Origin of the sequence: Paeniroseomonas aquatica (assembly GCF_030409335.1) — a bacterium.
In the GTDB taxonomy this organism is placed as follows: Bacteria; Pseudomonadota; Alphaproteobacteria; order Acetobacterales; family Acetobacteraceae; genus Belnapia; species Belnapia aquatica.
Genome location: NZ_JAUFPN010000142.1, coordinates 1 through 25,120, shown reverse-complemented (window position 1 = coordinate 25,120; position 25,120 = coordinate 1). Strand labels below are relative to the sequence as shown.

Annotated in this window: 37 protein-coding genes; 6 read left to right on the top strand and 31 right to left on the bottom strand. The window is 69.4% G+C overall.

The genetic code is table 11. From position 1 onward, the window contains the following. Positions 1 to 94: 94 nt before the first annotated feature. Entirely contained in the window at positions 95 to 751 is a 657-nt protein-coding gene (gene pncA, locus QWZ14_RS12705) for a bifunctional nicotinamidase/pyrazinamidase (RefSeq protein WP_290317039.1), read from the top strand. An 87-nt stretch (positions 752 to 838) separates the two neighbouring features. Beyond that, complete coding sequence (locus tag QWZ14_RS12700; protein WP_290317038.1) at positions 839 to 2,512, top strand: Na/Pi cotransporter family protein; 1,674 nt, start codon at positions 839 to 841, stop codon at positions 2,510 to 2,512. A 9-nt stretch (positions 2,513 to 2,521) separates the two neighbouring features. On the opposite strand, the gene QWZ14_RS12695 is transcribed toward QWZ14_RS12700, so the two are convergent. Then, a complete protein-coding gene (locus tag QWZ14_RS12695; protein ID WP_290317037.1) occupies positions 2,522 to 3,175 on the bottom strand; it encodes a cation transporter in 654 nt (217 codons plus the stop codon). Between the two features lie 70 nt (positions 3,176 to 3,245). On the opposite strand from QWZ14_RS12695, the gene QWZ14_RS12690 reads away from it, so the two are divergent. The 3 genes from QWZ14_RS12690 to QWZ14_RS12680 all read left to right on the top strand — a co-directional run bounded on the left by QWZ14_RS12690 (position 3,246) and on the right by QWZ14_RS12680 (position 7,118). Then, positions 3,246 to 3,650, top strand: a complete 405-nt coding sequence (locus tag QWZ14_RS12690; RefSeq protein WP_290317036.1) for a MerR family transcriptional regulator — start codon at positions 3,246 to 3,248, stop codon at positions 3,648 to 3,650. Between the two features lie 61 nt (positions 3,651 to 3,711). Continuing rightward, positions 3,712 to 5,244: a UxaA family hydrolase gene (locus QWZ14_RS12685; protein ID WP_290317035.1), complete on the top strand. Its 1,533-nt coding sequence runs from the start codon at positions 3,712 to 3,714 to the stop codon at positions 5,242 to 5,244. Between the two features lie 113 nt (positions 5,245 to 5,357). Further along, a complete protein-coding gene (locus QWZ14_RS12680) occupies positions 5,358 to 7,118 on the top strand; it encodes an ABC transporter ATP-binding protein/permease (protein ID WP_290317034.1) in 1,761 nt (586 codons plus the stop codon). Between the two features lie 29 nt (positions 7,119 to 7,147). Here QWZ14_RS12680 and QWZ14_RS12675 read toward each other — a convergent pair whose 3' ends face one another. After that, positions 7,148 to 8,344, bottom strand: coding sequence for an LLM class flavin-dependent oxidoreductase (locus tag QWZ14_RS12675; protein ID WP_290317033.1), 1,197 nt, complete (start codon positions 8,342 to 8,344; stop codon positions 7,148 to 7,150). Between the two features lie 119 nt (positions 8,345 to 8,463). Continuing rightward, the gene (locus QWZ14_RS12670) at positions 8,464 to 9,618 is read right to left on the bottom strand and encodes a lactonase family protein (RefSeq protein ID WP_290317032.1); all 1,155 of its coding nucleotides are present in this window, start codon (positions 9,616 to 9,618) and stop codon (positions 8,464 to 8,466) included. Between the two features lie 174 nt (positions 9,619 to 9,792). Here QWZ14_RS12670 and QWZ14_RS12665 point away from each other — a divergent pair, with 174 nt between their 5' ends. Next, the gene (locus QWZ14_RS12665; protein ID WP_290317031.1) at positions 9,793 to 10,683 is read left to right on the top strand and encodes an FkbM family methyltransferase; all 891 of its coding nucleotides are present in this window, start codon (positions 9,793 to 9,795) and stop codon (positions 10,681 to 10,683) included. Positions 10,684 to 10,743: 60 nt separating this feature from the next. On the opposite strand, the gene rplQ is transcribed toward QWZ14_RS12665, so the two are convergent. From rplQ to QWZ14_RS12525, 28 genes are all read right to left on the bottom strand, one after another. Next, positions 10,744 to 11,175, bottom strand: a complete 432-nt coding sequence (gene rplQ / locus QWZ14_RS12660) for a 50S ribosomal protein L17 (protein WP_290317030.1) — start codon at positions 11,173 to 11,175, stop codon at positions 10,744 to 10,746. A 30-nt stretch (positions 11,176 to 11,205) separates the two neighbouring features. Beyond that, positions 11,206 to 12,228 carry a DNA-directed RNA polymerase subunit alpha gene (locus QWZ14_RS12655; protein WP_377754817.1) on the bottom strand — a complete coding sequence of 341 codons (1,023 nt, stop codon included), beginning with the start codon at positions 12,226 to 12,228 and terminating at the stop codon, positions 11,206 to 11,208. A 42-nt stretch (positions 12,229 to 12,270) separates the two neighbouring features. Beyond that, positions 12,271 to 12,669, bottom strand: coding sequence for a 30S ribosomal protein S11 (gene rpsK / locus QWZ14_RS12650; protein ID WP_290317028.1), 399 nt, complete (start codon positions 12,667 to 12,669; stop codon positions 12,271 to 12,273). A 1-nt stretch (position 12,670) separates the two neighbouring features. Continuing rightward, positions 12,671 to 13,048, bottom strand: a complete 378-nt coding sequence (rpsM, locus tag QWZ14_RS12645; protein ID WP_290317027.1) for a 30S ribosomal protein S13 — start codon at positions 13,046 to 13,048, stop codon at positions 12,671 to 12,673. Between the two features lie 183 nt (positions 13,049 to 13,231). Next, a complete protein-coding gene (locus QWZ14_RS12640; RefSeq protein WP_290317026.1) occupies positions 13,232 to 13,894 on the bottom strand; it encodes an adenylate kinase in 663 nt (220 codons plus the stop codon). A 58-nt stretch (positions 13,895 to 13,952) separates the two neighbouring features. Continuing rightward, positions 13,953 to 15,311: a preprotein translocase subunit SecY gene (gene secY, locus QWZ14_RS12635; protein ID WP_290317025.1), complete on the bottom strand. Its 1,359-nt coding sequence runs from the start codon at positions 15,309 to 15,311 to the stop codon at positions 13,953 to 13,955. 117 nt (positions 15,312 to 15,428) lie between these two features. After that, entirely contained in the window at positions 15,429 to 15,926 is a 498-nt protein-coding gene (gene rplO / locus QWZ14_RS12630) for a 50S ribosomal protein L15 (RefSeq protein WP_290317024.1), read from the bottom strand. Positions 15,927 to 15,936: 10 nt separating this feature from the next. Continuing rightward, entirely contained in the window at positions 15,937 to 16,152 is a 216-nt protein-coding gene (rpmD, locus tag QWZ14_RS12625; protein WP_377753113.1) for a 50S ribosomal protein L30, read from the bottom strand. Continuing rightward, entirely contained in the window at positions 16,121 to 16,771 is a 651-nt protein-coding gene (gene rpsE / locus QWZ14_RS12620; protein WP_290317022.1) for a 30S ribosomal protein S5, read from the bottom strand. The genes rpmD and rpsE overlap by 32 nt, the downstream gene beginning before the upstream one ends. A gap of 11 nt (positions 16,772 to 16,782) precedes the next feature. Further along, complete coding sequence (gene rplR, locus QWZ14_RS12615; protein ID WP_290317021.1) at positions 16,783 to 17,145, bottom strand: 50S ribosomal protein L18; 363 nt, start codon at positions 17,143 to 17,145, stop codon at positions 16,783 to 16,785. Continuing rightward, the gene (gene rplF / locus QWZ14_RS12610) at positions 17,145 to 17,678 is read right to left on the bottom strand and encodes a 50S ribosomal protein L6 (RefSeq protein WP_290317020.1); all 534 of its coding nucleotides are present in this window, start codon (positions 17,676 to 17,678) and stop codon (positions 17,145 to 17,147) included. The genes rplR and rplF overlap by 1 nt, the downstream gene beginning before the upstream one ends. A gap of 14 nt (positions 17,679 to 17,692) precedes the next feature. Then, a complete protein-coding gene (gene rpsH / locus QWZ14_RS12605) occupies positions 17,693 to 18,091 on the bottom strand; it encodes a 30S ribosomal protein S8 (protein WP_290317019.1) in 399 nt (132 codons plus the stop codon). A gap of 12 nt (positions 18,092 to 18,103) precedes the next feature. Beyond that, positions 18,104 to 18,409 carry a 30S ribosomal protein S14 gene (gene rpsN / locus QWZ14_RS12600; RefSeq protein ID WP_290317018.1) on the bottom strand — a complete coding sequence of 102 codons (306 nt, stop codon included), beginning with the start codon at positions 18,407 to 18,409 and terminating at the stop codon, positions 18,104 to 18,106. Positions 18,410 to 18,479: 70 nt separating this feature from the next. Then, entirely contained in the window at positions 18,480 to 19,178 is a 699-nt protein-coding gene (rplE, locus tag QWZ14_RS12595) for a 50S ribosomal protein L5 (protein ID WP_290317017.1), read from the bottom strand. Continuing rightward, positions 19,175 to 19,495, bottom strand: a complete 321-nt coding sequence (gene rplX / locus QWZ14_RS12590; RefSeq protein WP_290317016.1) for a 50S ribosomal protein L24 — start codon at positions 19,493 to 19,495, stop codon at positions 19,175 to 19,177. The genes rplE and rplX overlap by 4 nt, the downstream gene beginning before the upstream one ends. A gap of 2 nt (positions 19,496 to 19,497) precedes the next feature. Beyond that, positions 19,498 to 19,866 (bottom strand): 50S ribosomal protein L14, encoded by a 369-nt coding sequence (rplN, locus tag QWZ14_RS12585; protein ID WP_290317015.1) that lies wholly within the window; start codon positions 19,864 to 19,866, stop codon positions 19,498 to 19,500. Continuing rightward, a complete protein-coding gene (rpsQ, locus tag QWZ14_RS12580; RefSeq protein ID WP_290317014.1) occupies positions 19,863 to 20,147 on the bottom strand; it encodes a 30S ribosomal protein S17 in 285 nt (94 codons plus the stop codon). Before rpsQ ends, rplN begins: the two co-directional genes overlap by 4 nt. A gap of 16 nt (positions 20,148 to 20,163) precedes the next feature. Continuing rightward, positions 20,164 to 20,379 carry a 50S ribosomal protein L29 gene (rpmC, locus tag QWZ14_RS12575; protein WP_290317013.1) on the bottom strand — a complete coding sequence of 72 codons (216 nt, stop codon included), beginning with the start codon at positions 20,377 to 20,379 and terminating at the stop codon, positions 20,164 to 20,166. Positions 20,380 to 20,383: 4 nt separating this feature from the next. Further along, positions 20,384 to 20,806 (bottom strand): 50S ribosomal protein L16, encoded by a 423-nt coding sequence (gene rplP, locus QWZ14_RS12570; protein ID WP_290317012.1) that lies wholly within the window; start codon positions 20,804 to 20,806, stop codon positions 20,384 to 20,386. A gap of 13 nt (positions 20,807 to 20,819) precedes the next feature. Then, on the bottom strand, positions 20,820 to 21,497 hold the full coding sequence (rpsC, locus tag QWZ14_RS12565; protein ID WP_290317011.1) for a 30S ribosomal protein S3: 678 nt from the start codon (positions 21,495 to 21,497) through the stop codon (positions 20,820 to 20,822). Between the two features lies 1 nt (position 21,498). Continuing rightward, positions 21,499 to 21,900, bottom strand: a complete 402-nt coding sequence (gene rplV, locus QWZ14_RS12560) for a 50S ribosomal protein L22 (protein WP_290317010.1) — start codon at positions 21,898 to 21,900, stop codon at positions 21,499 to 21,501. Positions 21,901 to 21,904: 4 nt separating this feature from the next. Then, on the bottom strand, positions 21,905 to 22,183 hold the full coding sequence (rpsS, locus tag QWZ14_RS12555; RefSeq protein ID WP_290317009.1) for a 30S ribosomal protein S19: 279 nt from the start codon (positions 22,181 to 22,183) through the stop codon (positions 21,905 to 21,907). A gap of 5 nt (positions 22,184 to 22,188) precedes the next feature. Beyond that, complete coding sequence (gene rplB, locus QWZ14_RS12550; protein ID WP_290317008.1) at positions 22,189 to 23,025, bottom strand: 50S ribosomal protein L2; 837 nt, start codon at positions 23,023 to 23,025, stop codon at positions 22,189 to 22,191. Positions 23,026 to 23,029: 4 nt separating this feature from the next. Further along, positions 23,030 to 23,368 carry a 50S ribosomal protein L23 gene (locus QWZ14_RS12545; protein WP_456307241.1) on the bottom strand — a complete coding sequence of 113 codons (339 nt, stop codon included), beginning with the start codon at positions 23,366 to 23,368 and terminating at the stop codon, positions 23,030 to 23,032. After that, positions 23,365 to 23,985, bottom strand: a complete 621-nt coding sequence (rplD, locus tag QWZ14_RS12540) for a 50S ribosomal protein L4 (RefSeq protein WP_290317007.1) — start codon at positions 23,983 to 23,985, stop codon at positions 23,365 to 23,367. The genes QWZ14_RS12545 and rplD overlap by 4 nt, the downstream gene beginning before the upstream one ends. A gap of 12 nt (positions 23,986 to 23,997) precedes the next feature. Continuing rightward, positions 23,998 to 24,684, bottom strand: coding sequence for a 50S ribosomal protein L3 (gene rplC / locus QWZ14_RS12535; RefSeq protein WP_290317006.1), 687 nt, complete (start codon positions 24,682 to 24,684; stop codon positions 23,998 to 24,000). A gap of 21 nt (positions 24,685 to 24,705) precedes the next feature. After that, complete coding sequence (gene rpsJ, locus QWZ14_RS12530; protein ID WP_186773380.1) at positions 24,706 to 25,014, bottom strand: 30S ribosomal protein S10; 309 nt, start codon at positions 25,012 to 25,014, stop codon at positions 24,706 to 24,708. A 33-nt stretch (positions 25,015 to 25,047) separates the two neighbouring features. Then, the coding region (locus QWZ14_RS12525; RefSeq protein WP_290317085.1) for an EF-Tu C-terminal domain-related protein at positions 25,048 to 25,120 on the bottom strand (73 nt) is incomplete at its 5' end.

The following is a 25,120-nucleotide window of genomic DNA, read 5'->3' as shown; positions in this document are numbered from 1 at the left end:
GCTTGCCATGGGGATGCCGGGGGGCCGCAACAAAATTGTGGTATTTCAGTATGTTGGCACTCAGGCATGAGGGCTGCTGCCAGGGGAGGCGATGATGGCGCTGGTGATCGACCCCGAGGCCGACATGCTCGGCGTGGTGGATGTGCAGCCCTGCTTCATGCCGGGCGGGGCGCTGCCGGTCGCGGATGGCGATGCGGTGGTGCCCGCGGTCAACCGGCTGCTGGCCGGGCCCTTCGCCCATGCCTTCGCCACCCAGGACTGGCACCCGCCGGGACATGCCTCCTTCGCCTCGGCGCATCCCGGGCGGCAGCCCTTCGAGAGCATTCCCTTCCCCTACGGGCCGCAGACGCTGTGGCCGGACCACGCCATCCAGGGCAGCGCCGAGGCGGCGCTGCACCCCGGCCTCGACCAGTCGCGGATCGAGCTGGTGGTGCGGAAGGGCTTCCGCGCGGCGATCGACAGCTACTCCGCCTTCTTCGAGAACGACCGGGCGACCGCGACCGGGCTCGAGGCCTGGCTCCGGGCCCGCGGGGTGCGGCGGCTGTTCCTCTGCGGGCTGGCGACCGACTATTGCGTCGCCTTCTCGGCCGAGGATGCGGCCCGGCTCGGCTTCGCGGTGGTCGTCGTCGAGGATGCCTGCCGCGGCATCGGGCTGCCGCTGCCCACGGGCGGCGACACGATCGCCGCCGCCAGGGCGCGGCTGGCGGCGGCGGGGGTGCGCTTCTGCCGGTCGGGCGACCTCGCCGGCTGACACGGGCCGGTCCCGCCGGCGCACGCCGGGCGGGACATCCGGACGCTTTGCGCTATCCTGGGTCTTTGGGACCACGGGGGTGCTGGCATGGCGGAGGCACGGCTGCTGCTGGAATTGGCCGGGGAGGCGGCGCTGCTGCTCTGGGGCCTGCACATGGTCCAGAGCGGGGTGCAGCGGGCCTTCGGCAGCCGGCTGCAGCAGGCCCTCGGCGTCGCGCTCGGCAGCCGCGGCCGGGCCTTCCTCGCCGGGCTCGGGGTGACCGCGGCGCTGCAGTCCAGCACCGCGACGGCGCTGATGGTCGGCTCCTTCGCCGCGGCCGGGGCGGTGGCGCTGGCGCCGGCGCTGGCGGCGATGCTGGGCGCCAATGTCGGCACCGCGCTGATCGTGCAGCTACTGTCCTTCGACGTGACGGCGATATCCCCGGCGCTGGTATTGGCCGGCGTGCTGGCCTTCCGCCGCGGCCGGCGGCAGCAGGTGCGCGACCTCGGCCGGGTCGCCATCGGCCTCGGGCTGATGCTGCTGGCGCTGCACGAGATGGTGGCGACCATGGCGCCGGTGGAGGCCTCCCCCACCCTGCGGACCCTGCTCGGGGCGGTCGCCGCGCTGCCGCTGCCGAACCTGCTGCTGGCCGCCGTGGTCGCCTGGGCGGCGCATTCCAGCGTCGCCGGCGTGCTCTTCGTCGCCGGGCTGGCGGGCAGCGGCACGGTGGCGCCGGAGGCGGCGGTCGCCATGGTGCTCGGCGCCAACCTCGGCAGCGCGCTGAACCCGCTGCTGGAAGCGGGCGGCGACCGCGAGGACCGGGCGCGGCTCCGGGTGCCCGCGGGCAATCTCATCAACCGGCTGGTCGGCTGCGCGGCGGTGCTGGCGCTGCTGCCGCAGGCGACCGGCTGGCTGCTGGCGCTGGATGCGGCGCCGGCCCGGCTGGTCGCCAATGCGCATCTCGCCTTCAACCTGGCGACCGGGCTGCTGGCGCTGCCGCTGCTGCCCGGCCTCGCCGCGCTGGTGCGGCGGCTGCTGCCGGACCGCGATGCGTCGGCCGATGCCGCGGCGCCGCGCTACCTCGATGAGGCGGCGCTGGCGACGCCCTCGGTCGCGCTGGCCAATGCGGCGCGCGAGGTGCTGCGGATGGCCGACCAGCTGGAGGCCATGCTGCGCGGCTCGGCCGAGGCCTTCCGCGGGCAGGACCGCGAGGCGGCACGGGCCATCGGCCGGATGGACGACGTGGTCGATGGGCTGCACCGGGCGGTGCATGGCTACCTCGCCCGCATCCCCCAGGAGGCGCTGGGCGAGGAGGAACGGCGGCGGCTGGCCGAGGTGCAGGCCTTCGCCATCGCACTGGAACATGCGGCGGATGTGGTCGAGCGCGACCTGGTGCGGCATGCGGCCAAGCGGCTGCGGCGCGGCGTCACGCTCGGCGCGGAGCCGGCGCGGGAGATCGCGGCGCTGCACGGGACCCTGCTGGACCAGCTGCGGCTGGCGATCGCGGTCTTCATGATGGCGGATGCCGAGGCGGCACGGCGGCTGGTGCGCGGCAAGGAAGGGCTGCGGACGGCCGAGCGGGACGCCGCCCGGCGACTGGCCGAGGCCGGCGCGCTGGGCATCGCCGAGGGCGGCGGCGCGGCCGGGCTGCTGCTCGATGCGGTGCGCGACCTGCGGCGGGTCGGCGGCCACCTGGCGGTGGTCGCGCATCCGCTGCTGGAGCGGCGGGGCGAGCTGCTGCCGAGCCGCCTGGCGCTGGTGGAGGAGGAGGACCCGGCCTGAGCCGCCCCGCTATCCCGCGGCCAGCACGCGGCCGGCGGGACCCGGGCGCAGCTCCGCCCGGGCATGGCCGATGATCTGCCAGCCGCCCCAGAGCCCGAGCCCGCCCATGATCGCGGCGACGATCACGTCGGGCCAGCCGGTGCCGGTGCCGAAGACCCCCATCGCCGCCAGCACCACCGCCGCATTGCCGATGGCGTCGTTGCGCGAGCAGAGCCAGACCGAGCGCATGTTCGCGTCGCCCGCGCGGTAGCGATAGAGCATGAGCGCCACCGCGGCGTTGGCGACGAGGGCGGCGATGCCGACCACGCCCATGACTTCGGCGCTGGGCAAGGTGCCCTGCGTCGCGTGCCAGACGGTGCTGCCCAGCACCCAGACGGCGAAGGCGAGCATGGTGGCGCCCTTGGCCGCCGCGGCCCGCGCCCGCCAGGCCAGCGCCATCGACGCCACGCCGAGGCTGATGCCGTAATTCGCCGCGTCGCCGAAGAAGTCCAGCGCATCCGCCTGCAGCGCGGCCGAGCCGGCGGCGGCACCTGCGGCCATCTCGGCCAGGAAGAAGCCGGCATTGACGACGAGGGCGATCCACAACGCCCGTCGCCAACCGGGGCTGTCGAGCGCCAGGGGATCGGCGGTGGCGGAACAGGTCGCATCGTGACAGCAGGCCATGCGGACACCTCGGGTGCGTTGCGCTGGCCGGGGTGGTAGACCTTGCAGTCGCTACAGGGTCAAGGGCCGGATGATGCAGATCGGGGAACTGGCGCGCGCCGCCGAGACCACGGCGGAGACCATCCGCTACTATGAGACGATCGGCCTGCTGCCCTCGCCGCCCCGGACGGCGGGGAACTACCGTGCCTATACCGCGGCCCACCTGCAGCGCCTGGTCTTCACCCGGCGCGCCCGCAGCCTCGGCTTCGGCATCGAGCAGGTCCGCGCCCTGCTCGACCTCGCCGACCAGCGGGAGCGGTCCTGCGCGGCGGTCGATGCCATCGCCCGCGACCACCTGGCCGAGGTCGACCGCAAGCTGGCCGACCTGGCGGCGCTGCGGGCGGAGCTGGATGCGCTGATCGGGCAATGCGGCCACGGGATCGTCGCCGAGTGCCGGATCCTGGAAGCGCTCGCCCCGGCCGCGCCGCGGCCCTGAAGCCGGGTACCAAGGCGCCGGCGTTATCCGGTAGGATGCCGGCCAAAGGGAGCCCCCATCCATGGACGCCGTCACCCAGCCGCCCGTCATCGCCCTGCACCCCGAGGATGGCGTGGTCATCGCCCGGCAGGTGCTGCCGCCGGGCACGCCGGTGGCGCCGAACGTGGTGGCCACCGCCCGCATCCCGGCCGGGCACAAGGTGGCGGTGCGCTTCCATGCGCCGGGCGAGGCGGTGAAGCGCTACGGCCAGATCATCGGCTTCACGACCGAGCCGGTCTCGCCCGGGCAGTGGGTGCATACCCACAACCTGGCGATGGGCGACTTCTCCCGCGACTATGCCTGGGGCGTCGACGCGAAGCCGACCGTCTACGCGGCCGAGCCCGCCACCTTCCAGGGCATCCGCCGGGCGGATGGCCGGGTGGCGACGCGCAACTACATCGGCATCGTCACCTCGGTGAATTGCTCGGCGCATGTGGCGGAGCTGATCGCCCAGGCCTTCCGCCGCAACCCGCTGACCGGCGAGGACCCGCTGGCGGAATGGCCGAACGTCGACGGCGTGGTGGCGCTGACCCACAAGACCGGCTGCGGCATGACCCAGGGCGAGCCGCTGACCCTGCTGCGGCGGACCCTCGGCGGCTTCGCCCGGCATGCGAACTTCAGCAACGTCATCGCCATCGGCCTGGGCTGCGAGGTCAACCAGATCGGCGGGCTGCTGGAGGAGCAGAAGCTCTCCGGCCGGCTGCGCAACATGGACATCCAGGAGATGGGCGGCACGCGGAAGACCGTGCAGGCCGGGATCGACTTCGTGCGCGAGGTGGTGGCCGAGGCGAACGCGGTGCGGCGGACCACGGTGCCGGTCAGCGAGTTGTGCGTCGCGCTGCAATGCGGCGGCTCGGACGGCTATTCCGGCATCACCGCCAATGTGGCGCTCGGCGTCGCCAGCGACCTGGTGGTGCAGAACGGCGGCACCGTGATCCTGTCCGAGAGCCCGGAGACCTATGGCGCCGAGCACCTGCTGACCCGCCGCGCGGTCAGCCCCGAGGTCGGCCAGAAGCTGGTCGACGTGATGCACTGGTGGGAGCGCTACTGCGAGCGCGAGGGAGCGGAGATGGATGCCAACCCGTCGCCGGGCAACAAGCTGGGCGGGCTGACCACCATCCTCGAGAAGTCGCTTGGCGCCATGGCCAAGGGCGGCTCGACCAACCTGGTGGAGGTGGTGCGCTACGCCGAGCCCGTCACTGCCAAGGGCTTCGTCTTCATGGACACGCCCGGCTACGACCCGGTGGCGGCGACCGGGCAGGTGGCGGGCGGGGCCAACCTGCTCTGCTTCACCACCGGCCGCGGCAGCGTCTTCGGCTGCAAGCCGACACCCTCGATCAAGCTGGCGACCAATTCGGTGATGTACGAGCGGATGTCGGAGGACATGGACATCAACTGCGGCACCATCGTCACCGGCGAGGAGACGGTGCAGCAGGTGGGCGAGCGGATCTTCCGGCAGATGCTGCGGACCGCGAGCGGCGAGCGGACGAAGAGCGAGTCCTTCGATTTCGGCGGGGCGGAGTTCGCGCCCTGGGTTCTCGGCGCCACGATGTAGCATCACGAATGTCACAGTCGGGGCAGCGATGCCCCATTTCCGCCCCATTTGAGTAGCAAACCTCACATCGTTTTGTATATCCCTGCAATGCTGCATTGCATGGGAGTACTGGCGTGGCCGAACCGACCTCTTCCCAAGGCCCGTTCCGCCGCACCTGGCGCATGGCCCGCGGCTGGTATGCCTCCGAGGAGCGTGCCGCCGCCTGGGGACTGACCGCCGCCACCCTGGTCCTGACCCTGGCGCAGATCGGCACCCAGCTGCGGCTGAACCTCTGGCACCGGGACTTCTTCAACGCGCTCGAGCAGCGCGACCCGGTGCAGAGCAGCGGCCAGGTCGGCCTGTTCCTGCTGCTGGCCGCCCTCAGCATGGCGATCGCGGTGTCGCAGCTCTGGGCGCGGCAGATGCTGGCGCTGCGCTGGCGCCGCTGGCTGGTGCACCACCTGCAGGAGCGCTGGCTGGCCGATGCCTGCCACTACCGCATGGGGCTGCTGCCCGATGCCGCCGACAACCCGGACCAGCGGATCAGCGAGAATACCCGCTGGGCGACGGTCATGGCGGTCGACCTGGCGACCGGCCTGCTGCACGCGGTGCTGACCCTGGTCTCCTTCGCCGGGGTGCTCTGGGTGCTCTCGAGCGTGGTGCGCTTAGGCGGCGTCGCGGTGCCGGGCAGCCTGGTGCTGGTGGCGGTGGTCTATGCGCTGGCCGGCGGGACGCTGACCTGGCTGATCGGCCGGCCGCTGGTCGACATCAACATCCGCCGCAACCAGACCGAATCCGACCATCGCTTCGCCCTGGTGCGGCTGCGCGAGAGCGCCGAGGCGGTGGCGCTGATCCGCGGCGGCCGGGACGAGGCGACCGGGCTGCGTGGCGCCTTCGCCCGCGTGGTCGGCACCATGCACGAGCTGCTGCGGACCGAGCGGCAGCTGATGTGGCTCGGCTCGGGCTACGGGATGGTCGCCGCCGTGGTGCCGCTGCTGCTGGCGAGTCCCGTCTACTTCGCCGGGGCGCTGACCCTCGGCGCGCTGATGCAGCTCGCCCAGGCCTTCGTCGAGGTGGTGAAGTCGCTCTCCTGGTTCCAGGAGAACTGGCCGCGGCTGGCCGACTGGCGCAGCCATGTCGAGCGGATCGTGGCGCTCGAGGACAGCCTCGACGCGGCCGAGGCGCTCGGCGCCGCCGGCGGCATCGCGGTCGAGGAAGGCGCCGCGGTGCTGGCCTTCGAGGGGCTGGAGCTGCGCGGCCCCGACGGGGCGGTGCTTGTCGCCGAGGCCAGCGCGGTGATCCGCGCCGGCGAGCGGGTGCTGATCCAGGGCGAGAGCGGCACCGGGAAAAGCACGCTGTTCCGCGCCGCGGCGGGGCTCTGGCCCTGGGGCAGCGGCCGGGTGCGGGTGCCGCCGCGCGAGGCGATGATGATCCTGCCGCAGCGGCCCTACCTGCCGCTCGGCACCCTGCGGGAGGCGGTGAGCTACCCGGCGCCGGCCGGCCGGTTCGCCGATGCGGCGGTGCAGGCGGCGCTGATCCGCTGCGGGCTGCCGGCCCTGGTCGGGCGGCTGGACGAGCAGGGCCGCTGGGACCGCAGCCTCAGCCTGGGACAGCAGCAGCGCATCGGCTTCGCCCGGCTGCTGCTGCACCGGCCGGATTGGATCCTGCTGGACGAGGCGACCTCGGCGGTGGACGAGGCCGGCCAGGCGGCGCTGATGGGCCTCTTCGCGGTGGAGCTGGTGGGCTCGACCCTGGTCTCGATCGGCCACCGTGACGGGCTGGTGCGGCACCATGACCGGGTGCTGCGGCTGGTCGCGGGGCCGGCGGGGGCGCGGATGGTCGATGGGCCGCTGGCGCCGCGGGCCAAGGCGCTGGTGGTGGCGCCGCTGCGCTAGGGGGAGGAGACCCCTCCCCCGGCGCCTGCCTAGAGCTCGACCTTGCCGGTGTGGAGCTTCATCCGCATGTGGTCGGGCACCTCCTGCCCGGCATCGACGAAGGCCTTGCGCAGCGCATTCATGCTGGGGCCGAAGATTCCCTGGCGGTTCTCGCTGCACCATTCGCGGGATTGCAGCGGCATGGTCAGGCTGCCCTGGAAATGCGGCATGACCCAGCGGGCGAAGAGCTCGAAGCTGCGCATGGTGTCCTCGCGGTTGGCCCATTCATGGGCGCGGAACAGCACGCCGCCGGCACCGCCCTCGGTGTATTCCAGCAGCCGCTGGATGCCCTTGATGATGGTCTCCGGGCCGCCGACCAGGGTGGTGCCGGCCTTCAGCCCGTCGCCCAGCGGGTTCTCGCTGCGCATCGGCGGGCGGCCGAGCGTCTCGCTGAAGTAGGAGAGCGTCTCCATGCGTTCGCCGCGGGCGACGTCGCGGAAGGCGCGCTCGTCCTCCTCGGCGCAATGCATGTTGATGACCAGCCGCCAGCCGTCGCGGCTGAACTGCTTGCCGTGCTTCTCGGCCTCGGCCTCGCCCTGGCGCCAGTACTCCGCCAGCTTGGCATTGCCGCCGGGCAGGCCGGCGCCGAGCGATAGCAGGCCGACGCCGTGCTTGCCCGCGGTCTGCACGCCCGACGGCGTGGTCGCCGAGGCGACCGCGATCGGGAAATGCGGATAGGTATAGGGGGCGAGGTGCAGCCGGGCCTGGTTCATCTCGAACCAGTCGGTCTTCATGGTGACCGGCTCCTCGCAGGCCAGCAGCTTCATGATGGCGCCGAGGCTCTCGTCCATCATCCGGCGCTGGTCCTCGGCCTTGATGCCCATCATGTAGGCGTCGGAGACCAGGGCGCCGGGGCCGCAGCCGAGCATGGCGCGGCCGCGGGTCATGTGGTCGAGCTGGACGAAGCGCTGCGCCACCAGGAAGGGGTGGTGGTAGGGCAGCGAGGTGACGCCGGAGCCGAGCATGATGTGCTTGGTGCGCTCGGCCGCGGCGGCGATGAAGATCTCCGGGGAGGCGATGATCTCCCAGCCGGCCGAGTGATGCTCGCCGATCCAGGCCTCGTCGTAGCCCAGGCTGTCGAGCCAGGAGATCAGCTCGAGGTCGCGGCCCAGCGACAGGGTCGGATTGTCGCCCACCCGGTGGAAAGGCGCCAGGAAGATGCCGAAGCGCAGACCGCGATGGGCCATGGGAGGTTTGCCTTTCTTGTCTCGGACCGGGGTATTGGCATCAGGCTAGGGACCGGATGGGCCGCTGGTCAACCGGCCGGTTCGCCCCGGGCCCTCCCGCCCCGTCCCTCCCCGGGGACCTAGCGCGGCCGGGCGGCGACCCGCAGCGCGGCGGTGCCGCCGCCGACCCGGATGCGCGGGCCGCCCTCGGCCAGCTTGCCGTCCTCGGCGACGCGGAAGACCGAGATGTCCTTCTCGACCATATTGCCGACGAAGAGCATGCGGCCATCCGGGGAGAAGGCGACGCCCTGCGCCCAGGTGCCGACCTGCGCCTCGGCCACCACCGCGAGGCGGCCGTTCTCGATCCGCAGCATCCGCACCAGGCCGCGGCCGGCGAAGGGCGAGCCGGCGGGCTTGTTCGAGCCGTTCATGACCGCGACCGCGACGTGGCGGTTGTCGGGGCTGGTCTGGATGCCTTCCGGGGTCTGGCCGATGCTGACGGTATCGACGACGCGGAAGGGCTCCCGCGTCAGGTCGATGAGGCTGACGGTATCCGCGTCGCCGGTGCCGCGGCCGATGTTGGCGACCACGGCATGGCGGCCGTCCGGGGTGACCGCCACGCCATAGGGGCGGACGCCGGTGGTGATCTCGCGGTCCAGCTTCACCACCCGGTCGCCGTCGATCTGCAGCACGTTGACCGAATGGTCGCCGTAGCGGGTGACGAGGGCATGGCGGCCGTCCGGGGTGAAGGCCACGTGGGAGACCTCGGAGGAAACCGGGCCGATCTCGACCTTGCCATGCACCGTCACCTGGCCATTGGCGATGCGGTAGACGCTGACCGTGCCCTCCGCCCGGTTGGCCACCAGCGCCATGGTGCCGGCGCCGTTGATCGAAACCCCGGCCGGGCCGGCACCGGTCGGCAGGGTCGCGGCGATGCGGGGCGGGGTGGCGGTCAGGTCGACCACCGCCATGGTGGTGCCGGGGACCAACCTGCCGGCATCGGCCGGATTCGGCCGCTGGTTGGCGGTGACCAGCGCCAGGCGCTCGTCCGGGGCGATGGCGACCGAGAGCGGCGGGCCGACCACGCTGGCCGGGACGTTGATCTCGGCGCGGATGCTGGGCGGGCTGGTGGCGAGGTCGATGACCGTCAGCGTATCCGGCGCCGGCTCGCGCAGGGTGCGGACCATGCCGTTCTCCAGCACCATCTTGTTGTCATTGGCCGAGAGCAGCAGCTGCGCCTGGGCGGCCGCCGCGAGGCCCAGCACGGCGATGCCGGCAAGCAGCAGGTGTCTCATCTGTCGTCTCCCCCGGATCCCGGCCCTTCCGGCAGTCTCCGCCGCGCCGCGGGGCGACGCAAGCAGGGGCGGGGCTGCCTGCGGGCAACGCCTGGTTGTGGCGATGGCCACGCTCGGGCATGTGTGCGGCGGAGGCCGCCGGATGGCCGGCGTACCGCGGAGGCCGGGCTGGGCATGGCAATGAAGAAGCATGGTGCGACCCCCCTGCACGGCATGCTGCGGCGGCTGCGGCGCGGCCCGGAAGCGCTTCCCCCGCCGCCGGAGGCCGTGCCGGCCCGGGCGCCCCAGGCCTATTGCTACCTCGGCCAGGGGCGGGCGGTGGCGCTGACCCACCGGGGGCACAAGATCTTCCTCGACACCCGCGACCTGGGGCTGACGCCGCATATCGCCACCCACGGCATCTGGGAGGCCGAGGTGGAGGCGGTGCTGGTGCGGCTGCTGCGGCCCGGCCAGCAGGTGGCCGAGGTCGGGGCCAACATGGGCTACCATACCCTGGCCATGGCCGAGGCGGTGGGCACCGCCGGCCGGCTCGACTGCTTCGAGGCCAATCCGGCGGTGCTGCCGCTGCTGCGGGCGACGCTCGCGGTGAACGGGCTGGAGGAGCGGGTGAGGCTGCACCCGGTCGCGGCGCTGGAGGCCGCCGGGAGCGTCGAGTTCACCAGCGACCCCGAGCATATCGGCAGCGGCCACCTCGCCTTCGAGGGCGAGGCGGCCAATTATTCGCGCCGGGCGCTGGTGCCGGCGGTGACGCTGGACGCGGCCCTGGCCGACGGGCCGCCGCTAGACCTGCTGCGGATGGATGCCGAGGGATCGGAGCCGCAGGTGCTGCGCGGGGCGCGGGCGCTGCTGGCCCGGTCGCCCGGGCTGCGCGTCGTCACCGAGTGGTCGGCACCGATGATGGCGGTGCGCAGCGACCTCGGCGCCCTGCTCGACTGGCTGCACGGGGAGCTGGGGTTCGGCTTCTGGCGGATCGCCGAGGCCGGCCGGCTGGAGCCGGTGAGCGTGGCGGCGATGCCGGGCCTGCCGCATGGCGAGGTGGTGATGGCCCGCGGCGCGCCGGGCTGAGGGCATGAAAAAGGCGGCAGGTTGCCCTGCCGCCTTTCCGCACGGATCCTTTGAGTAGGCTCAGCCGGCGTCGGCTTCGTCCGCCTCCAGGGCGCGCTCCATCTTCGGGCCGCTGTCCAGGCCCTTGGCGGCCGGGTCACGGTCGACCAGCTCGATCACCGCCATGGAGGCGGCATCGCCGTAGCGGATGCCGGCCTTGAGCACGCGGGTGTAGCCGCCGGCACGGGTCTTGTAACGGTCGGCGATGGTGCTGAACAGCTTGTCCACCACCTTCTCGTCCATGATCTGGGCATAGGCCTGGCGCCGCGCATGCAGGCCGCCACGCTTGCCGAGGGTGATGATCCGCTCCACGTAGGGACGCAGTTCCTTCGCCTTGGGCAGGGTGGTGGTGATCTGCTCGTGCTTCAGCAGGCTGGTCGCCATGTTGCGGAACATGGCGAGCCGGTGGGTAGAGGTGACGTTGAGCTTCCGCCCCGCCATTCCGTGACGCATGGTACTGGTTTCCCTGGGTTGACGAGGAGGCTAGAACGGCTCTTCCAGCTTCTTCGCCAGATCTTCGATGTTTTCCGGCGGCCAACCGGTCACGGTCAGGCCCAGCCCGAGGCCCATGGAAGCAAGCACTTCCTTGATCTCGTTCAGCGACTTGCGGCCGAAGTTCGGGGTCCGCAGCATCTCCTGCTCGGTCTTCTGAACGAGATCGCCGATGTAGACGATGTTGTCGTTCTTCAGGCAGTTCGCGGAGCGGACGGACAGCTCCAGCTCGTCGACCTTGCGCAGCAGGTTGCGGTTGAAGGGCAGGTCGTCGCGCTCTTCCTCGACCTTCCGCTCGCGCGGCTCGTCGAAGTTGATGAAGAGCTGCAGCTGGTCCTGCAGGATGCGGGCGGCGAGCGCCACCGCATCCTCGGGCGCCACCGTGCCGTCGGTCTCGACGGTCATGACGAGCTTGTCGTAGTCCGTCACCTGGCCGACGCGGGTGGGCTCCACCCGATAGGCCACGCGGCGCACCGGCGAGTAGATGGCATCGATCGGGATCAACCCGATCGGGGCATCCTCCGGCCGGTTCATCACGGCGGGGACGTAGCCCTTGCCGGTGCCGACGGTGAATTCCATGGACAGCTTGGCGCCGTCGTCCAGCGTGCAGATCACCAGATCGGGGTTGGCGATCTCGATGTCGCCGGTGGTCTGGATCTGGCCGGCGGTGACTTCGCCGGGTCCGGTCGCGGTGAGCTGGAGGCGCTTCGGCCCCTCGCCCTGCATCCGGATGGCCAGCTGCTTCACGTTCAGCACCAGGTCGGTGACATCCTCGCGGACGCCCTGGATGCTGCTGAATTCATGCAGCACGCCGTCGATGCGCAGCGCGGTGACCGCCGCCCCCTGGAGGGAGGACAGCAGCACGCGACGGATCGCATTGCCGAGCGTCATGCCGAAGCCGCGCTCCAGCGGTTCGGCGACGATGGTCGCCGTGCGGTCGGGGTCGGCTCCGACTTCCACACCCAGCTTCTCGGGCCGGATGAGCGACCGCCAATTCCTCTCGATCACGAGCAGTCTCCTAGGCCAGCCACACGAAACAGCGAACGCGTCTTCGGATCAGACGCGGCGGCGCTTGCGCGGGCGGCAGCCGTTGTGCGGAATGGGCGTCACGTCCCGGATGGCGGTGACGTAGAAGCCGACCGCCTGGAGGGCGCGCAGCGCCGATTCGCGGCCCGAACCGGGGCCGCTCACCATGATCTCCAGCTGCTCCATCCCGTGTTCGCGGGCCTTGCGGCCGGCGTCTTCGGCGGCAACCTGCGCCGCGTACGGGGTGGACTTCCGGCTTCCCTTGAAGCCGTTGCTGCCGGACGACGACCAGGCAATGGCATTGCCCTGGGCATCCGTGATGGTCACGATGGTGTTGTTGAAGGAGGCGAGCACGTGGGCCACGCCGGAAGAGATGTTCTTCCGTTCCTTCTTGCGGGGCGCGCGGGCGCCCTTGGGATCGCGGGCCATACTACTTCGTCACCTTCTTCTTGCCGGCAATCGCCACCGCCTTGCCCTTGCGGGTACGGGCATTGGTATGCGTGCGCTGACCACGGACCGGGAGGCCCCGGCGATGGCGCAGGCCACGGTAGCAGGCCATGTCCATCAGCCGCTTGATGTTCATCGCAACTTCACGACGGAGGTCGCCCTCGACGCGATATTCGCGGTCGATCAACTCGCGGATGCGGAGGATTTCCTCATCGGTGAGCTGGTTGACGCGACGGTCCTCGGGGATGCCGAGCTTGCTGCAGATCTCGACCGCGTTCTTCGGGCCGATGCCGTAGATATAGCGCAGCGAGATTTGCACGCGCTTATTCGTGGGGATGTTCACTCCGGCGATGCGCGCCACTGCTCAGCTCCTGGAGCCTGTCGCTCCTGCTCTCGCCGAGGGTGGCCGGGGCCACCCGCGACGACATGATCAACCCAAATATGATGCCAACGGCGAAAGCGCAGCCGGGAATGCCCGGAAGGCTTCCGCTGACCGCGAGGGGTGCGACCTATACCGCACCCTTCCGCGAGTCAACCCTTGGCCTCAACCCGTCTTCGGCACCGGACCGAGTATCGCTTCCACCTGGCGCGCGACCTCGTTCATTTCAGCCATGCCGTCCACCACCCGGAGGATCCCCTGGGCGGCGTAGTAAGGCAGCAAGGGGGCTGTCTGGCGGTGGTAGGCATCGAGCCTTGCCGCCACCAGCTCCGCCTTGTCGTCGGCCCGCCGGGTGAACCCGGTGTGGCCGCATTGGTCGCAGACCCCGGCCTGGGCCGGCGGCTTGTACTGGTCGTGGTAGCCCTCCCCGCACCGGGCGCAGGTGAAGCGGCCGGCGATGCGGTCGACCAATGCCGCGTCATCCACCTGCAGCTCGATCACGTGGTGCAGCGGCATGGCCTTGTCCCGGAGCACCAGGTCCAGCGCCTCGGCCTGCGGGACGGTGCGGGGGAAGCCGTCCAGGATGAAGCCCTGGGCGACGTCCGGCTGCGCGACCCGCTCGGCCAGCATGGCGATGATGATGGCATCGGGGACCAGCTCGCCCCGTTCCATCACCGCCTTGGCCTGGAGGCCGATCTCGCTGCCGGACCGGACCTCGGCCCGCAGCATGTCGCCGGTCGAGATCTGCTTCAGGCCGTAGCGATCTTCCAGTCGCTTCGCCTGGGTGCCTTTGCCGGCCCCAGGCGGCCCCAGCAGGATCAGGTTCATCGGTCGCCCCCCCATGCACGTCGCGGCCTTTGCCGCCGCAGAACCCCGCCGTAGCCCATCAGCGCGGGCGCGGCGAGCCGCGGCCGCCCAGCCGGGCCTTGCGGATCAACCCCTCGTATTGATGGGCGAAGAGATGAGACTGCACCTGGGCCACGGTGTCCATCGTTACCGAGACGATGATGAGCAGGGACGTGCCGCCGAAATAGAAGGGCACGCCGTAGTTGCTGATCAGCAGTTCCGGCAGGATGCAGACCAGGCAGAGGTAGAGGGCGCCGATGGCGGTCAGGCGGGTCAGCACCCGGTCGAAGTAGTCGGCGGTGTGCTGCCCCGGGCGGATGCCCGGCACGAAGCCGCCGTACTTCTTCAGGTTGTCCGCCGTCTCCACGGGGTTGAAGACCACCGCCGTGTAGAAGAAGGCGAAGAAGATGATCAGCGCCATGTAGAGCGCCATGTACAGCGGCTGGCCATGGGCGAGGGCGTTGGTGATGGTGCTCAGCCAGCCGTCCGAATTCGGGTCGGTGGCGAAGCCCGCGACCGTCGCCGGCAGCAGCAGCAGGGAGGAGGCGAAGATCGGCGGGATGACCCCGGCGGTGTTCAGCTTCAGCGGCAGGTGGGTGTTCTCCCCGCCGAACATTCGGTTGCCGACCTGGCGCTTCGGGTACTGCACCGGAATCCGGCGCTGCGCCCGCTCGACGAAGACCACCAGGGCGATGACGCCGAGGGCGATCAGCAGGAAGAAGATGATGAAGAAGGTCGAGAGCGCGCCGGTCCGGCCGAGCTCGAGCGTCGCCACCAGGGCATGCGGCAGGTTGGCCACGATCCCGGCGAAGATGATGAGCGAGATGCCGTTGCCGACGCCCCGGGCGGTGATCTGCTCGCCCAGCCACATCAGGAACATGGTCCCGCCGACCAGGGTGATGACGCAGGAGATGCGGAAGAACATCCCGGGATCACCGACCGCGGGCCCGAAATTGCCCCGCATGCTCTCCAGCCCCACCGCGATGCCCCAGGCCTGGAAGATGGCGATGAGCACCGTCAGGTAGCGGGTGTACTGATTGATCTTCTTCCGGCCCGACTCGCCTTCCTTTTTCAGGGTCTCGAGCGCCGGGACCGCCGCGGTCATCAGCTGGATGATGATGCTGGCGGAGATGTAGGGCATGATGTTCAGCGCGAAGACGGTCATGCGCCCGAGCGCGCCGCCGGTGAACATGTCGAACATGCCGAGGATCCCGCCGCCGTGCTGGCGCAGGATCTCACCCATCACCCCGGCATCGACCCCCGGCACCGGCACGTAGGTGCCGATCCGGTAGACGATCAATGCGCCGAGGGTGAACCAAATGCGCTTCTTCAGCTCGGTGGCCTTGGACAGGACACCGAGGTTGAGATTGGCCGCAAGCTGTTCCGCTGCGGAGGCCATGGACCTTAACCCCTCCTCACGACAACGGCGCCCCCAACCGGGGGGAAGCCCCCCGGCCGTGGCGCCGCAGCCACGAACCTGTCTCTAGGTAGCGAGCGCCCAAGCGGGCGGCAAGCATTACGCTTCGGCGGAAGCCTCTTCCACCTTCGGCGGCACGAGCAGGGTGATGGTCCCGCCCGCGGCCTGGACCGCGGCCACCGCGGTGGCCGAGGCGCCGGAGACGGTGATGGTCACCGCCCGGCTCAACGTGCCGTGGCCGAGGAGGCGGACGCCCGCCAGCTTGGTCCCGGCCCGGACGATGCCGGCCGCGCGCAGCGCGGCCTCGTCGATCGGCTCCCCGGCGGGGAGGCGGCCTTCCTCGATCGCCTTGTCCAGCGCGCCGAGGTTCAGCGGCGCATATTCCTTGCGGAAGATGTTCACGAACCCGCGCTTCGGCATCCGGCGATAGATCGGCAGCTGGCCGCCTTCGAAGCCGTTCAGGGCGACGCCCGAACGGGCCTTCTGGCCCTTCACGCCTTTGCCGGAGGTCTTGCCCTTGCCGGAGCCGATGCCGCGGCCGAGCCGCTTGGACTTGTAGCGCGCGCCGTCGTTGTCGCGCAGTTCATTCAGTTTCATTGCGCGGTCCTCAGTCCCCGACCTTCAACAAGTGGGCGACCTTACGGATCATGCCGCGGACCGAAGGGGTGTCCTCCAGCTCCCGCGAACGGTGCATCTTGTTCAGCCCGAGCCCGATCAGCGTTTCCCGCTGACCCGGCTTGCGACCGATGGGCGACCCGATCTGGGTCACCTTCACGGTCGGCTTGCTTGCGTCAGACACTGGCAGCCTCCTGCGCCGCGGCATCCGCCGGGGCCTGGTCCTTGCGCGGTCCGAGCAGGTCCGAGACCTTCTTGCCGCGCCGGGAGGCGACGGCACGCGGGCTCGTGCTGCGGTTCAGGGCCGCGAAGGTGGCCTTGATCATGTTGTGCGGGTTGGTCGAGCCGGTGCACTTGGCGACGACGTCGCCCATGCCGAGCGTCTCGAAGATCGCCCGCATCGGGCCGCCGGCGATGATGCCGGTACCGGCGGGCGCCGCCCGAAGGATGACCCGGCCTGCGCCGAACTCGCCGAGGACGTCGTGGTGCAGGGTCCGGCCTTCCCGCATGGGAACGCGGATCATGGTGCGCTTGGCCTGCTCGGTCGCCTTGCGGATGGCTTCCGGAACCTCGCGCGCCTTGCCGGCGCCCCAGCCGACGCGGCCCTTCTGGTCGCCGACGACGACCAGGGCAGCGAAGCTGAACCGGCGGCCGCCCTTCACCACCTTGGCGACGCGGTTGATGGTGACGAGCTTGTCCTTCAGCTCGTCGCCGTCGCCGCGCTCCTGGCGGTTCTCATTCTCGCGGCCGCGGCCGCGACGACGACGATCACCGTCGCCACCGCCGCCATGCTCGCCGCCGCCACCGCTATGGGGGGTACGTGCCATCTATGCCATCCTCAGAACGACAGCCCGCCCTCGCGGGCGGCGTCGGCCAGGGCCTTGACCCGGCCATGATACAGGTAAGGCCCGCGGTCGAAGACGACCTTCTCGACCCCGGCGGCCAGGGCGCGTTCCGCCACCAGCTTGCCGACGGTCGCGGCGGCTGCCTTGTCCGCGCCGGTCTTCAGCTCCTCGCGCATCGCCTTCTCCAGGGAGGAGGCGGCGGCGAGGGTGCGGCCCTGCGCGTCGTCGATGACCTGGGCGTAGATGTGCCGGCCCGAGCGGAAGACGGAGAGCCGCGGACGGCCCCCGCTCTTGATCTTAAGCTGGTAGCGGAGCCGGGACCGGCGCCGCGTCTGCAATGCGAGCTTGTCGGACATTACTTCTTCTTACCCTCCTTACGGAGGATCTGCTCATCGGTGTAGCGCACACCCTTGCCCTTGTAGGGCTCCGGGCCACGCCAGGCGCGGATTTCGGCGGCAACCTGACCGACCTGGCGCTTGTCCGCCCCTTCGACCTTGATGGCCGTCGGGCGTTCGCAGGTGATCTTGATGCCGGCCGGCACCGCATAGCGGACTTCATGGCTGAACCCAAGGTTCAGGATGAGGTCACTGCCCTGCACCGCGGCACGGTAGCCGGTGCCCTGGATCTCCATGGACTTGGTGAAGCCCGTGGAGACGCCGGTCACCATGCTGTTGATGAGGCTGCGGGTGGTGCCCCACATGGTGCGGGCCCGGCGGTCGCCGCCGCGCGGCTTCACCGCCACGAGGTCGTTGCCGATCTCCACATCCACGAAATCGGTGAGGTCGAGCTTGAGCTCACCGTTCTTGCCCTTGGCCACCACTGTCCGACCCTGCAGCGCCACCTGGACGCCAGCCGGGACGGGAACGGGATACTTGCCGACGCGCGACATTCTCTATCCCTCCCTCAGAACACGCGGCAGAGGACTTCGCCGCCAACATTGGCGACGCGGGCCTCGGTGTCGCTCATCACGCCACGGGGCGTGGAGAGGATCGAGATGCCGAGCCCGTTGTAGAACTTCGGCAGCTCCTTGATCTTCGAATAGACGCGCCGGCCCGGCTTGGAGATGCGGGTGATCTCCTTTATGGCGGGCTCGCCTTCCGAATACTTCAGCTCGATCTCGATGCGGCTGATGCCGGGGCGCTCCTGCTCCACCCGCCAGGCGCGGATGTAGCCCTCACGCTTCAGCACGTCGAGCACGTCGGTCCGCAGCCGGCTGGCCGGGGCGACGCAACGCGTCTGCCGGGCCCGCTGGGCGTTGCGGATTCGGGTCAACAGATCCCCGAGCGGATCGGACAAAGACATATCCCCGCCCCCTTACCAGCTGGCCTTGGTCACGCCAGGCAGCTGACCCGTATTGGCCAGCTCCCGCAGCATGTTCCGGCTGAGCTTGAACTTACGATAGTTGCCACGGGCACGACCGGTCAGCTCGCAACGCAGGCGGACGCGGTTGGCGGCGCCGTTGCGCGGAAGCTGCGCCAGCTTGAGGGACGCCTCGAAGCGCTCCTCAACCGGCAGGGTGCGGTCCATCACCACGCTTTTCAGCAGGGCGCGCTTGGCGGCATGCGTCTGCGAGAGCTTCTCGCGCCGCTTGTTCTTCTGGACTGCCGAAGTCTTGGCCATGCGGTCTTCATCCTCCGGAACCTGCCCACTTACGAGCGGGCGGTTTTCCCAAGATACGTTGGTGCCAAAGCTATTTGGCAAACGGAAGCTGGAACGCCGTCAACAGCGCCTTCGCTTCCTTGTCGGTCTTCGCCGTGGTGACGAACTGGATGTCCATGCCACGCACCGTGTCCACGCGATCGTAGTTGATCTCGGGGAACACGATCTGCTCCTTCAGGCCCATGGCGAAGTTGCCACGCCCGTCGAAGCCGCGGTTGGCCGGGAGGCCGCGGAAATCCCGCACGCGCGGCATGGCGATGGTGACGAGCCGGTCGAGGAACTCGTACATCCGCGCCTTGCGCAGTGTCACCTTGCAGCCGATCGCCTGGCCTTCGCGGATCTTGAAGCCCGCGATGGCCTTCTTCGCCTTGGTCCGCACCGGCTTCTGGCCGGCGATGGCCGTCATTTCGGCGACTGCCGCGTCGAGCTTCTTGCCATCGGCCGCGGCTTCGCCGACGCCCATGTTGATGACGATCTTCTCGAGCTTCGGCACTTCCATGGGGTTCTTGTAGGCGAACTCCTCGGTCAGCCGCGCCCGGACCACCTCGGCGTAGAAGACCGCGAGACGCGCCTTCTCGGCCGGCGAGGCGGACGACTTGCCGGCCTTGGCCGGGACCGCCGTGACGGGACGCCCGCCCTCGCTGGAAGCCTCGGGCTTCTTCGCGGTGGCGTTGTTGTTCTTGCTGGCGCCGCCCTTCTTGGCAGCGCCGCCCTTCTTCGAATCGCTCATGCGTCAAGCACCTCACCCGAGGGCCGCGCCACGCGCACCTTCTTCCCGTCGTCGAGCACCCGGAACCCAACGCGGGTCGGCTTGCCGGACTTCGGGTCGAGCAGCGCCAGGTTCGAGAGGTGGATCGGCGCCTCCTTCTCCTGGATACCGCCCGGGGCATTCATCCCGCGCGGCTTCTGGTGACGCTTCACCACGTTCACGCCCTGCACCAGGGCACGCTTTTCCGTCGGGTTCACGGCGAGGACCTCGCCGCTCTTGCCCTTGTCACGACCGGTCAGGATCTGAACCCGGTCACCCTTGCGGATTTTGGCCGCCATGGTCAGAGGACCTCCGGCGCCAGGGAGATGATCTTCATGTACTTCCGTGCCCGGAGCTCACGCACCACCGGTCCAAAAATACGCGTGCCGATCGGCTCGCCCTGCTTGTTGATGAGCACCGCGGCATTGCTGTCGAAGCGAATGGCCGTGCCATCGATGCGGCGAACCGGATAGGCGGTGCGGACGATGACGGCGCGATGCACCTCACCCTTCTTCACCTTGGCCCGCGGGATGGCTTCCTTGACGGAGACGACGATGATGTCGCCCACGCTGGCCGTCTTCCGCTTCGAGCCGCCGAGCACCTTGATGCACTGCACGCGGCGCGCACCGGAGTTGTCGGCGACCTCGAGGTTGGCTTCGACGCCGATCATGCCGACACCGTTTCAGCCTGGGATTCGGCCGGGGCGGCGAGCGGGCTGCCGTTGCGGACAACCACCTGCCAAGCCTTCCGCTTCGACAGCGGCGGGCATTCCTCGATCTGCACCAGGTCGCCTTCCTTGCACAGGTTGGCTTCGTCATGCGCGGCGTACTTCTTCGAACGCCGGATGAACTTCTTGTAGAGCGGATGCATCACGCGACGTTCGACAAGGACGGTGACCGTCTTGTCCATTTTGTCGCTGACCACCCGGCCCGTGAGGACGCGCTTCGGCATTGCCGCTGGTCTCCTCTCAGTTCTTGGGTTGAACGGGAGCCGAGCGCTTCCGCTCGGACATTACGAACTTGATGCGCGCGATATCGCGCCGCACCACCTTGACGCGGCCGGTCGCCTCAAGCTGGCCGGTGGCCCGCTGAAAGCGCAGATTGAACTGCTCCTTCCGCAGGTCGAGCAGCTGCGTCTGCAGCTCATCCGGGGTCTTGGCACGGATGTCCGCAATCTTCGTCATCGCCTCACGCCTCCGCCGCGCCGAGGCGCGACACGATCTTGGTCCGGATCGGCAGCTTGGCGGCGCCGAGAGTCAGCGCCTCCTTGGCGGTGTCGAGCGACACGCCATCGATCTCGAACATGATGCGGCCCGGCTTGATCCGAGCCACCCAGAATTCCGGCGCGCCCTTGCCGGAGCCCATACGGACCTCGGCCGGCTTCGTCGACACGGGAACATCCGGGAAAATCCGGATCCAGACGCGACCCTGGCGCTTCATCGCGCGAGTGATCGCGCGACGGGCGGCTTCGATCTGCCGGGCGGTGACCCGCTCCGGCTCCAACGCCTTCAGGCCGAACCCGCCGAAGCTCAGCGAGAACCCACCCTTGGCGAGACCCTTGATCCGACCCTTGTGGGCCTTCCGAAACTTAGTGCGCTTGGGCTGCAGCATCTCACATCATCCCTTAGCGCTGCGGCGCCTGCTCGGCGGCGCGCTTGTCCTGCGCCATCGGGTCGTGCGCCAGGATCTCACCCTTGAAGATCCAGACCTTCACGCCGCAGGAGCCATAGGTGGTCTTGGCGGTCGCGGTGCCGAAGTCGATGTCGGCGCGCAGCGTGTGCAGCGGCACCCGACCCTCGCGGTACCATTCCATCCGGGCGATCTCGGCACCGCCGAGACGGCCGGAGCAGTTGATCCGGATGCCGCCCGCGCCGAGGCGCATGGCCGACTGGACCGCCCGCTTCATCGCGCGGCGGAAGGCCACGCGGCGCTCCAGCTGCTGCGCGATATTCTCGGCGACCAGGGTCGCGTCGATTTCCGGCTTGCGGATCTCGACGATGTTCAGCGAGACCTCGGCGCCGGCGAGCCGGGCCAGGTCCTTGCGCAGCACCTCGATGTCCGCGCCCTTCTTGCCGATGACGACACCGGGGCGGGCGGCATGGATGGTGACGCGCGGCTTCTTGGCCGGACGCTCGATGACCACGCGGCTGACGCCGGCACCCTTGAGGCGGGTGCGCAGCATGTCGCGCAGCTTCAGGTCCTCATGCAGCAGCCGGGAGTAGTCGGCGTCCGCGAACCAGCGGCTGTCCCAGGTCCGGTTGATACCGAGCCGGAAGCCGATCGGATTGACCTTGTGACCCATGTTACGCGGCCTCCTGCGCTGCCGCTGCGACTGCGGGCTGTTCGGCGACCACGATCTTCAGGTGGCTGAACCACTTCTCGACGCGAGCCGCACGGCCGCGGCCGCGGGCGGAGAAGCGCTTCATCACCTGGGACCGGCCCACCTCGGCACGGGCAACGACCAGCTGATCGACATCAAGCTGGTGGTTGTTCTCGGCGTTGGCGATGGCGCTCTCCAGCGTCTTCTTCACGGTCTGAGCGATGCGCCGCTTGCTGAAGGTCAGCGTGGCGACGGCATCATCGGCCCGGCGGCCGCGGATCAGCGCGGCGACTAGGTTGAGCTTGCGTGGGCTGACACGAATGTTCTTCGTGATGGCCTGCGCCTCGGTCTCCGGGAGACCGCGTTCGTGCTTCGGCTTGCTCATCGGATCAGCCCCGCTTCGCCTTCTTGTCGGACGAATGCCCGGTGAAGGTCCGCGTCGGCGAGAACTCGCCGAACTTGTGGCCCACCATGTTCTCCGAGACCTGCACGGGAATGAACTTCTTCCCGTTGTAGACACCGAAGGTGAGCCCGACGAACTGCGGCAGGATCGTGCTGCGGCGCGACCAGATCTTGATGATCTCGTTCCGCGTCGAGGCCTTCGCGGCCTCCGCCTTGTTCAGCAGGTAGCCGTCGACAAACGGCCCCTTCCATACGCTGCGCGGCATCGCCCTCAGCCCTTCGTCGCGGTGCGGCGACGGACAATGAGCCGGTCCGTCCGCTTGTTGTTGCGCGTCTTGGCGCCCTTGGTCGGCTTGCCCCAGGGGGTCACCGGATGGCGACCACCACTGGTCCGGCCTTCACCACCACCATGCGGGTGGTCGACCGGGTTCATCACGACGCCACGCTGATGCGGACGACGGCCGAGCCAACGCGAGCGACCGGCCTTGCCGATCTGCTGGTTGGAATTGTCCGGGTTCGAGACCGCGCCGATCGTCGCCATGCATTCGGCGCGGACGGTGCGGACCTCGCCCGACATCAGCTTCACCTGGGCGTAGCCGGCATCCTTGCCGACCAGCTGCACGTAGGTGCCGGCCGAGCGCGCGATCTTGCCGCCGGCGCCAGGCTTCAGCTCGACGTTGTGGACGATGGTGCCAACCGGGACCGAGCCCAGCGGCATGGCATTGCCCGGCTTGATGTCCGCACGCTCGGCGGCGACGACTACGTCGCCAGCCTTCAGGCGCTGCGGCGCGATGATGTAGGACAGCTCGCCGTCGGCGTACTTCACCAGCGCGATCCAGGCCGTACGGTTCGGATCGTATTCCAGCCGCTCGACCGTCGCGGTGACGCCGAGCTTGCTGTTCCGCTTGAAGTCGACGTGGCGGTAGGTCTGCTTGTGTCCGCCGCCCCGGAACCGGACGGTGGTGCGGCCATGGTTGTTGCGGCCGCCGGAGTGGGACTTGCCCTCCGTCAGCTGCTTGACCGGCTTGCCCTTCCACAGCTCATCCCGCTTGACCAGGATGGTGCCGCGAAGGCTCGGCGTGACCGGGTTGAAACTTTTCAGTGCCATGACGTTACGCGAGCCCCGTCGTCAGGTCGATGCTCTGGCCTTCGGCCAGGCGCACGACGGCCTTCTTCCAGTCGGAACGCTGACCCGGCCGGTTGCGGAAGCGCTTGGCCTTGCCCTTCACCACGAGGGTGTTGACCGCCAGCACCTTCACCCCGAACAGGGCCTCGACCGACGCCTTGATCTCCGGCTTGGTCGCCTCGAGCGCGACCTTGAATACCACCTGGCTGCGCTCGGTCAGGAGCGTCGCCTTCTCAGTGACCACCGGCGAGAGGATGGTCTGGTACATCCGCTCCTTCGAGAGGACCGGCTTGGCCACCTTGGGGGCGGACTGTGTCGCGCTCATGCCAGCCGCTCCGCCAGGGCCGCGATGCCGGCGCGGGTGACCGCGAGGACGTCGTGGTTCAGGATGTCATAGACATTGGCGCCCATGGTGGGCAGCACATGCATATGCGGCAGGTTGCGGATGCCGCGGCCGAAGCCCTCGTCGACCTGCGCGTCGACCACCAGGGCGCTGGTCCAGCCGAGCTGCTTGAGCTGCTTGGCGAGAACCGCGGTCTTGGCATCGGCGGCGGAGGCGGCGGTGTCGAGCACCACCAGCTTGCCCTCGGCGGCCTTCTGGCTCAGCGCGCTGATCAGGCCGAGCCGGCGAACCTTTTTGTTCAGGCTGTAGCCGTGGTCGCGCACGACCGGGCCGTGGACGATGCCACCGCCGCGGAACTGCGGCGCCCGCAGCGAACCCTGACGGGCATTGCCCGTGCCCTTCTGCCGATAGGGCTTCTTCGTGGTGCCGGAGACCTCACCGAGGCCCTTCACCTTATGCGTACCTGCCCGCCGCTTGGCGAGCTGCCAGTGAACGACGCGCGCCATGATATCGGCGCGCGGCTGCGCTGCGAACAGCGCCTCCGGCAGATCGATATCGCCTGCCGTGCCGTTATCCAGCGTGATGACCGGAACCTGCATCGAACTCAATCCTTACGCCGCGGCTGTCGGGAAGGGCGCATCGGCATGGCGCGCGCGCTTGACCGCGTCCCGCACCAGCACGTAGCCGCCCTTGGAGCCGGGCACCGCGCCCTTCACCAGCAACAGGCCCTTGTCGAGATCGTAACCGGCGATCTCGAGGTTCTGGGTGGTGATACGCTCCACGCCCAGATGGCCCGCCATCTTCTTGTTCTTGAAGGTCTTGCCCGGGTCCTGACGGTTGCCGGTCGAGCCAGGCGAACGGTGGCTGATCGACACGCCGTGCGAGGCTTCCAGGCCAGCGAAGTTCCAGCGCTTCATCGCACCGGCAAAACCCTTGCCCTGCGAGATGCCGGTCACGTCGACGATCTGACCCTTCACGAAATGCGCCGCGGTCAGCGCCACGCCAGGCTCGAGCGCCGCATCGGCACCCACCCGGAACTCGACGACCTTCTTCGGCGCCGCGACCCCGGCCTTCGCGAAATGCCCGCGATTGGCCTTGGTCACGTTCTTCGGCTTCGCCACGCCGATGCCGAGCTGCACGGCATCGTAGCCGTCGGTCTCGGTGGTACGGCGGGCAATGACGCGCACCTCATCGAGATGGAGTACGGTCACGGGGACCGTGCTGCCATCGTCGTTGAACAGCCGGGTCATGCCCAGCTTCCTGGCGATAAGGCCGGTGCGGCCGGTTTTGGCGGCCATGGCAGTAAACTCCCCCTGGCCTTACAGCTTGATCTCGACGTCCACGCCGGCGGCCAGGTCGAGCTTCATCAGCGCGTCCACGGTCTGCGGAGTGGGGTCGACGATATCAAGCAGGCGGCGATGCGTGCGGATTTCGAACTGCTCGCGGCTTTTCTTGTCGATATGCGGCGAACGATTGACGGTGAAGCGCTCGATCTCCGTCGGCAGCGGAATCGGGCCGCGGACACGGGCGCCCGTCCGCTTCGCGGTATTCACGATCTCCCGCGTGCTGCCATCCAGCACGCGGTGATCGAACGCCTTGAGGCGGATACGGATATTCTGGCTGTCCATGATAAGCGGACCGATCCTTGACTGAGCCTGACGTTACTTCACGATGCTGGCGACGACGCCGGCGCCAACGGTGCGGCCGCCTTCGCGGATGGCGAAGCGGAGCCCC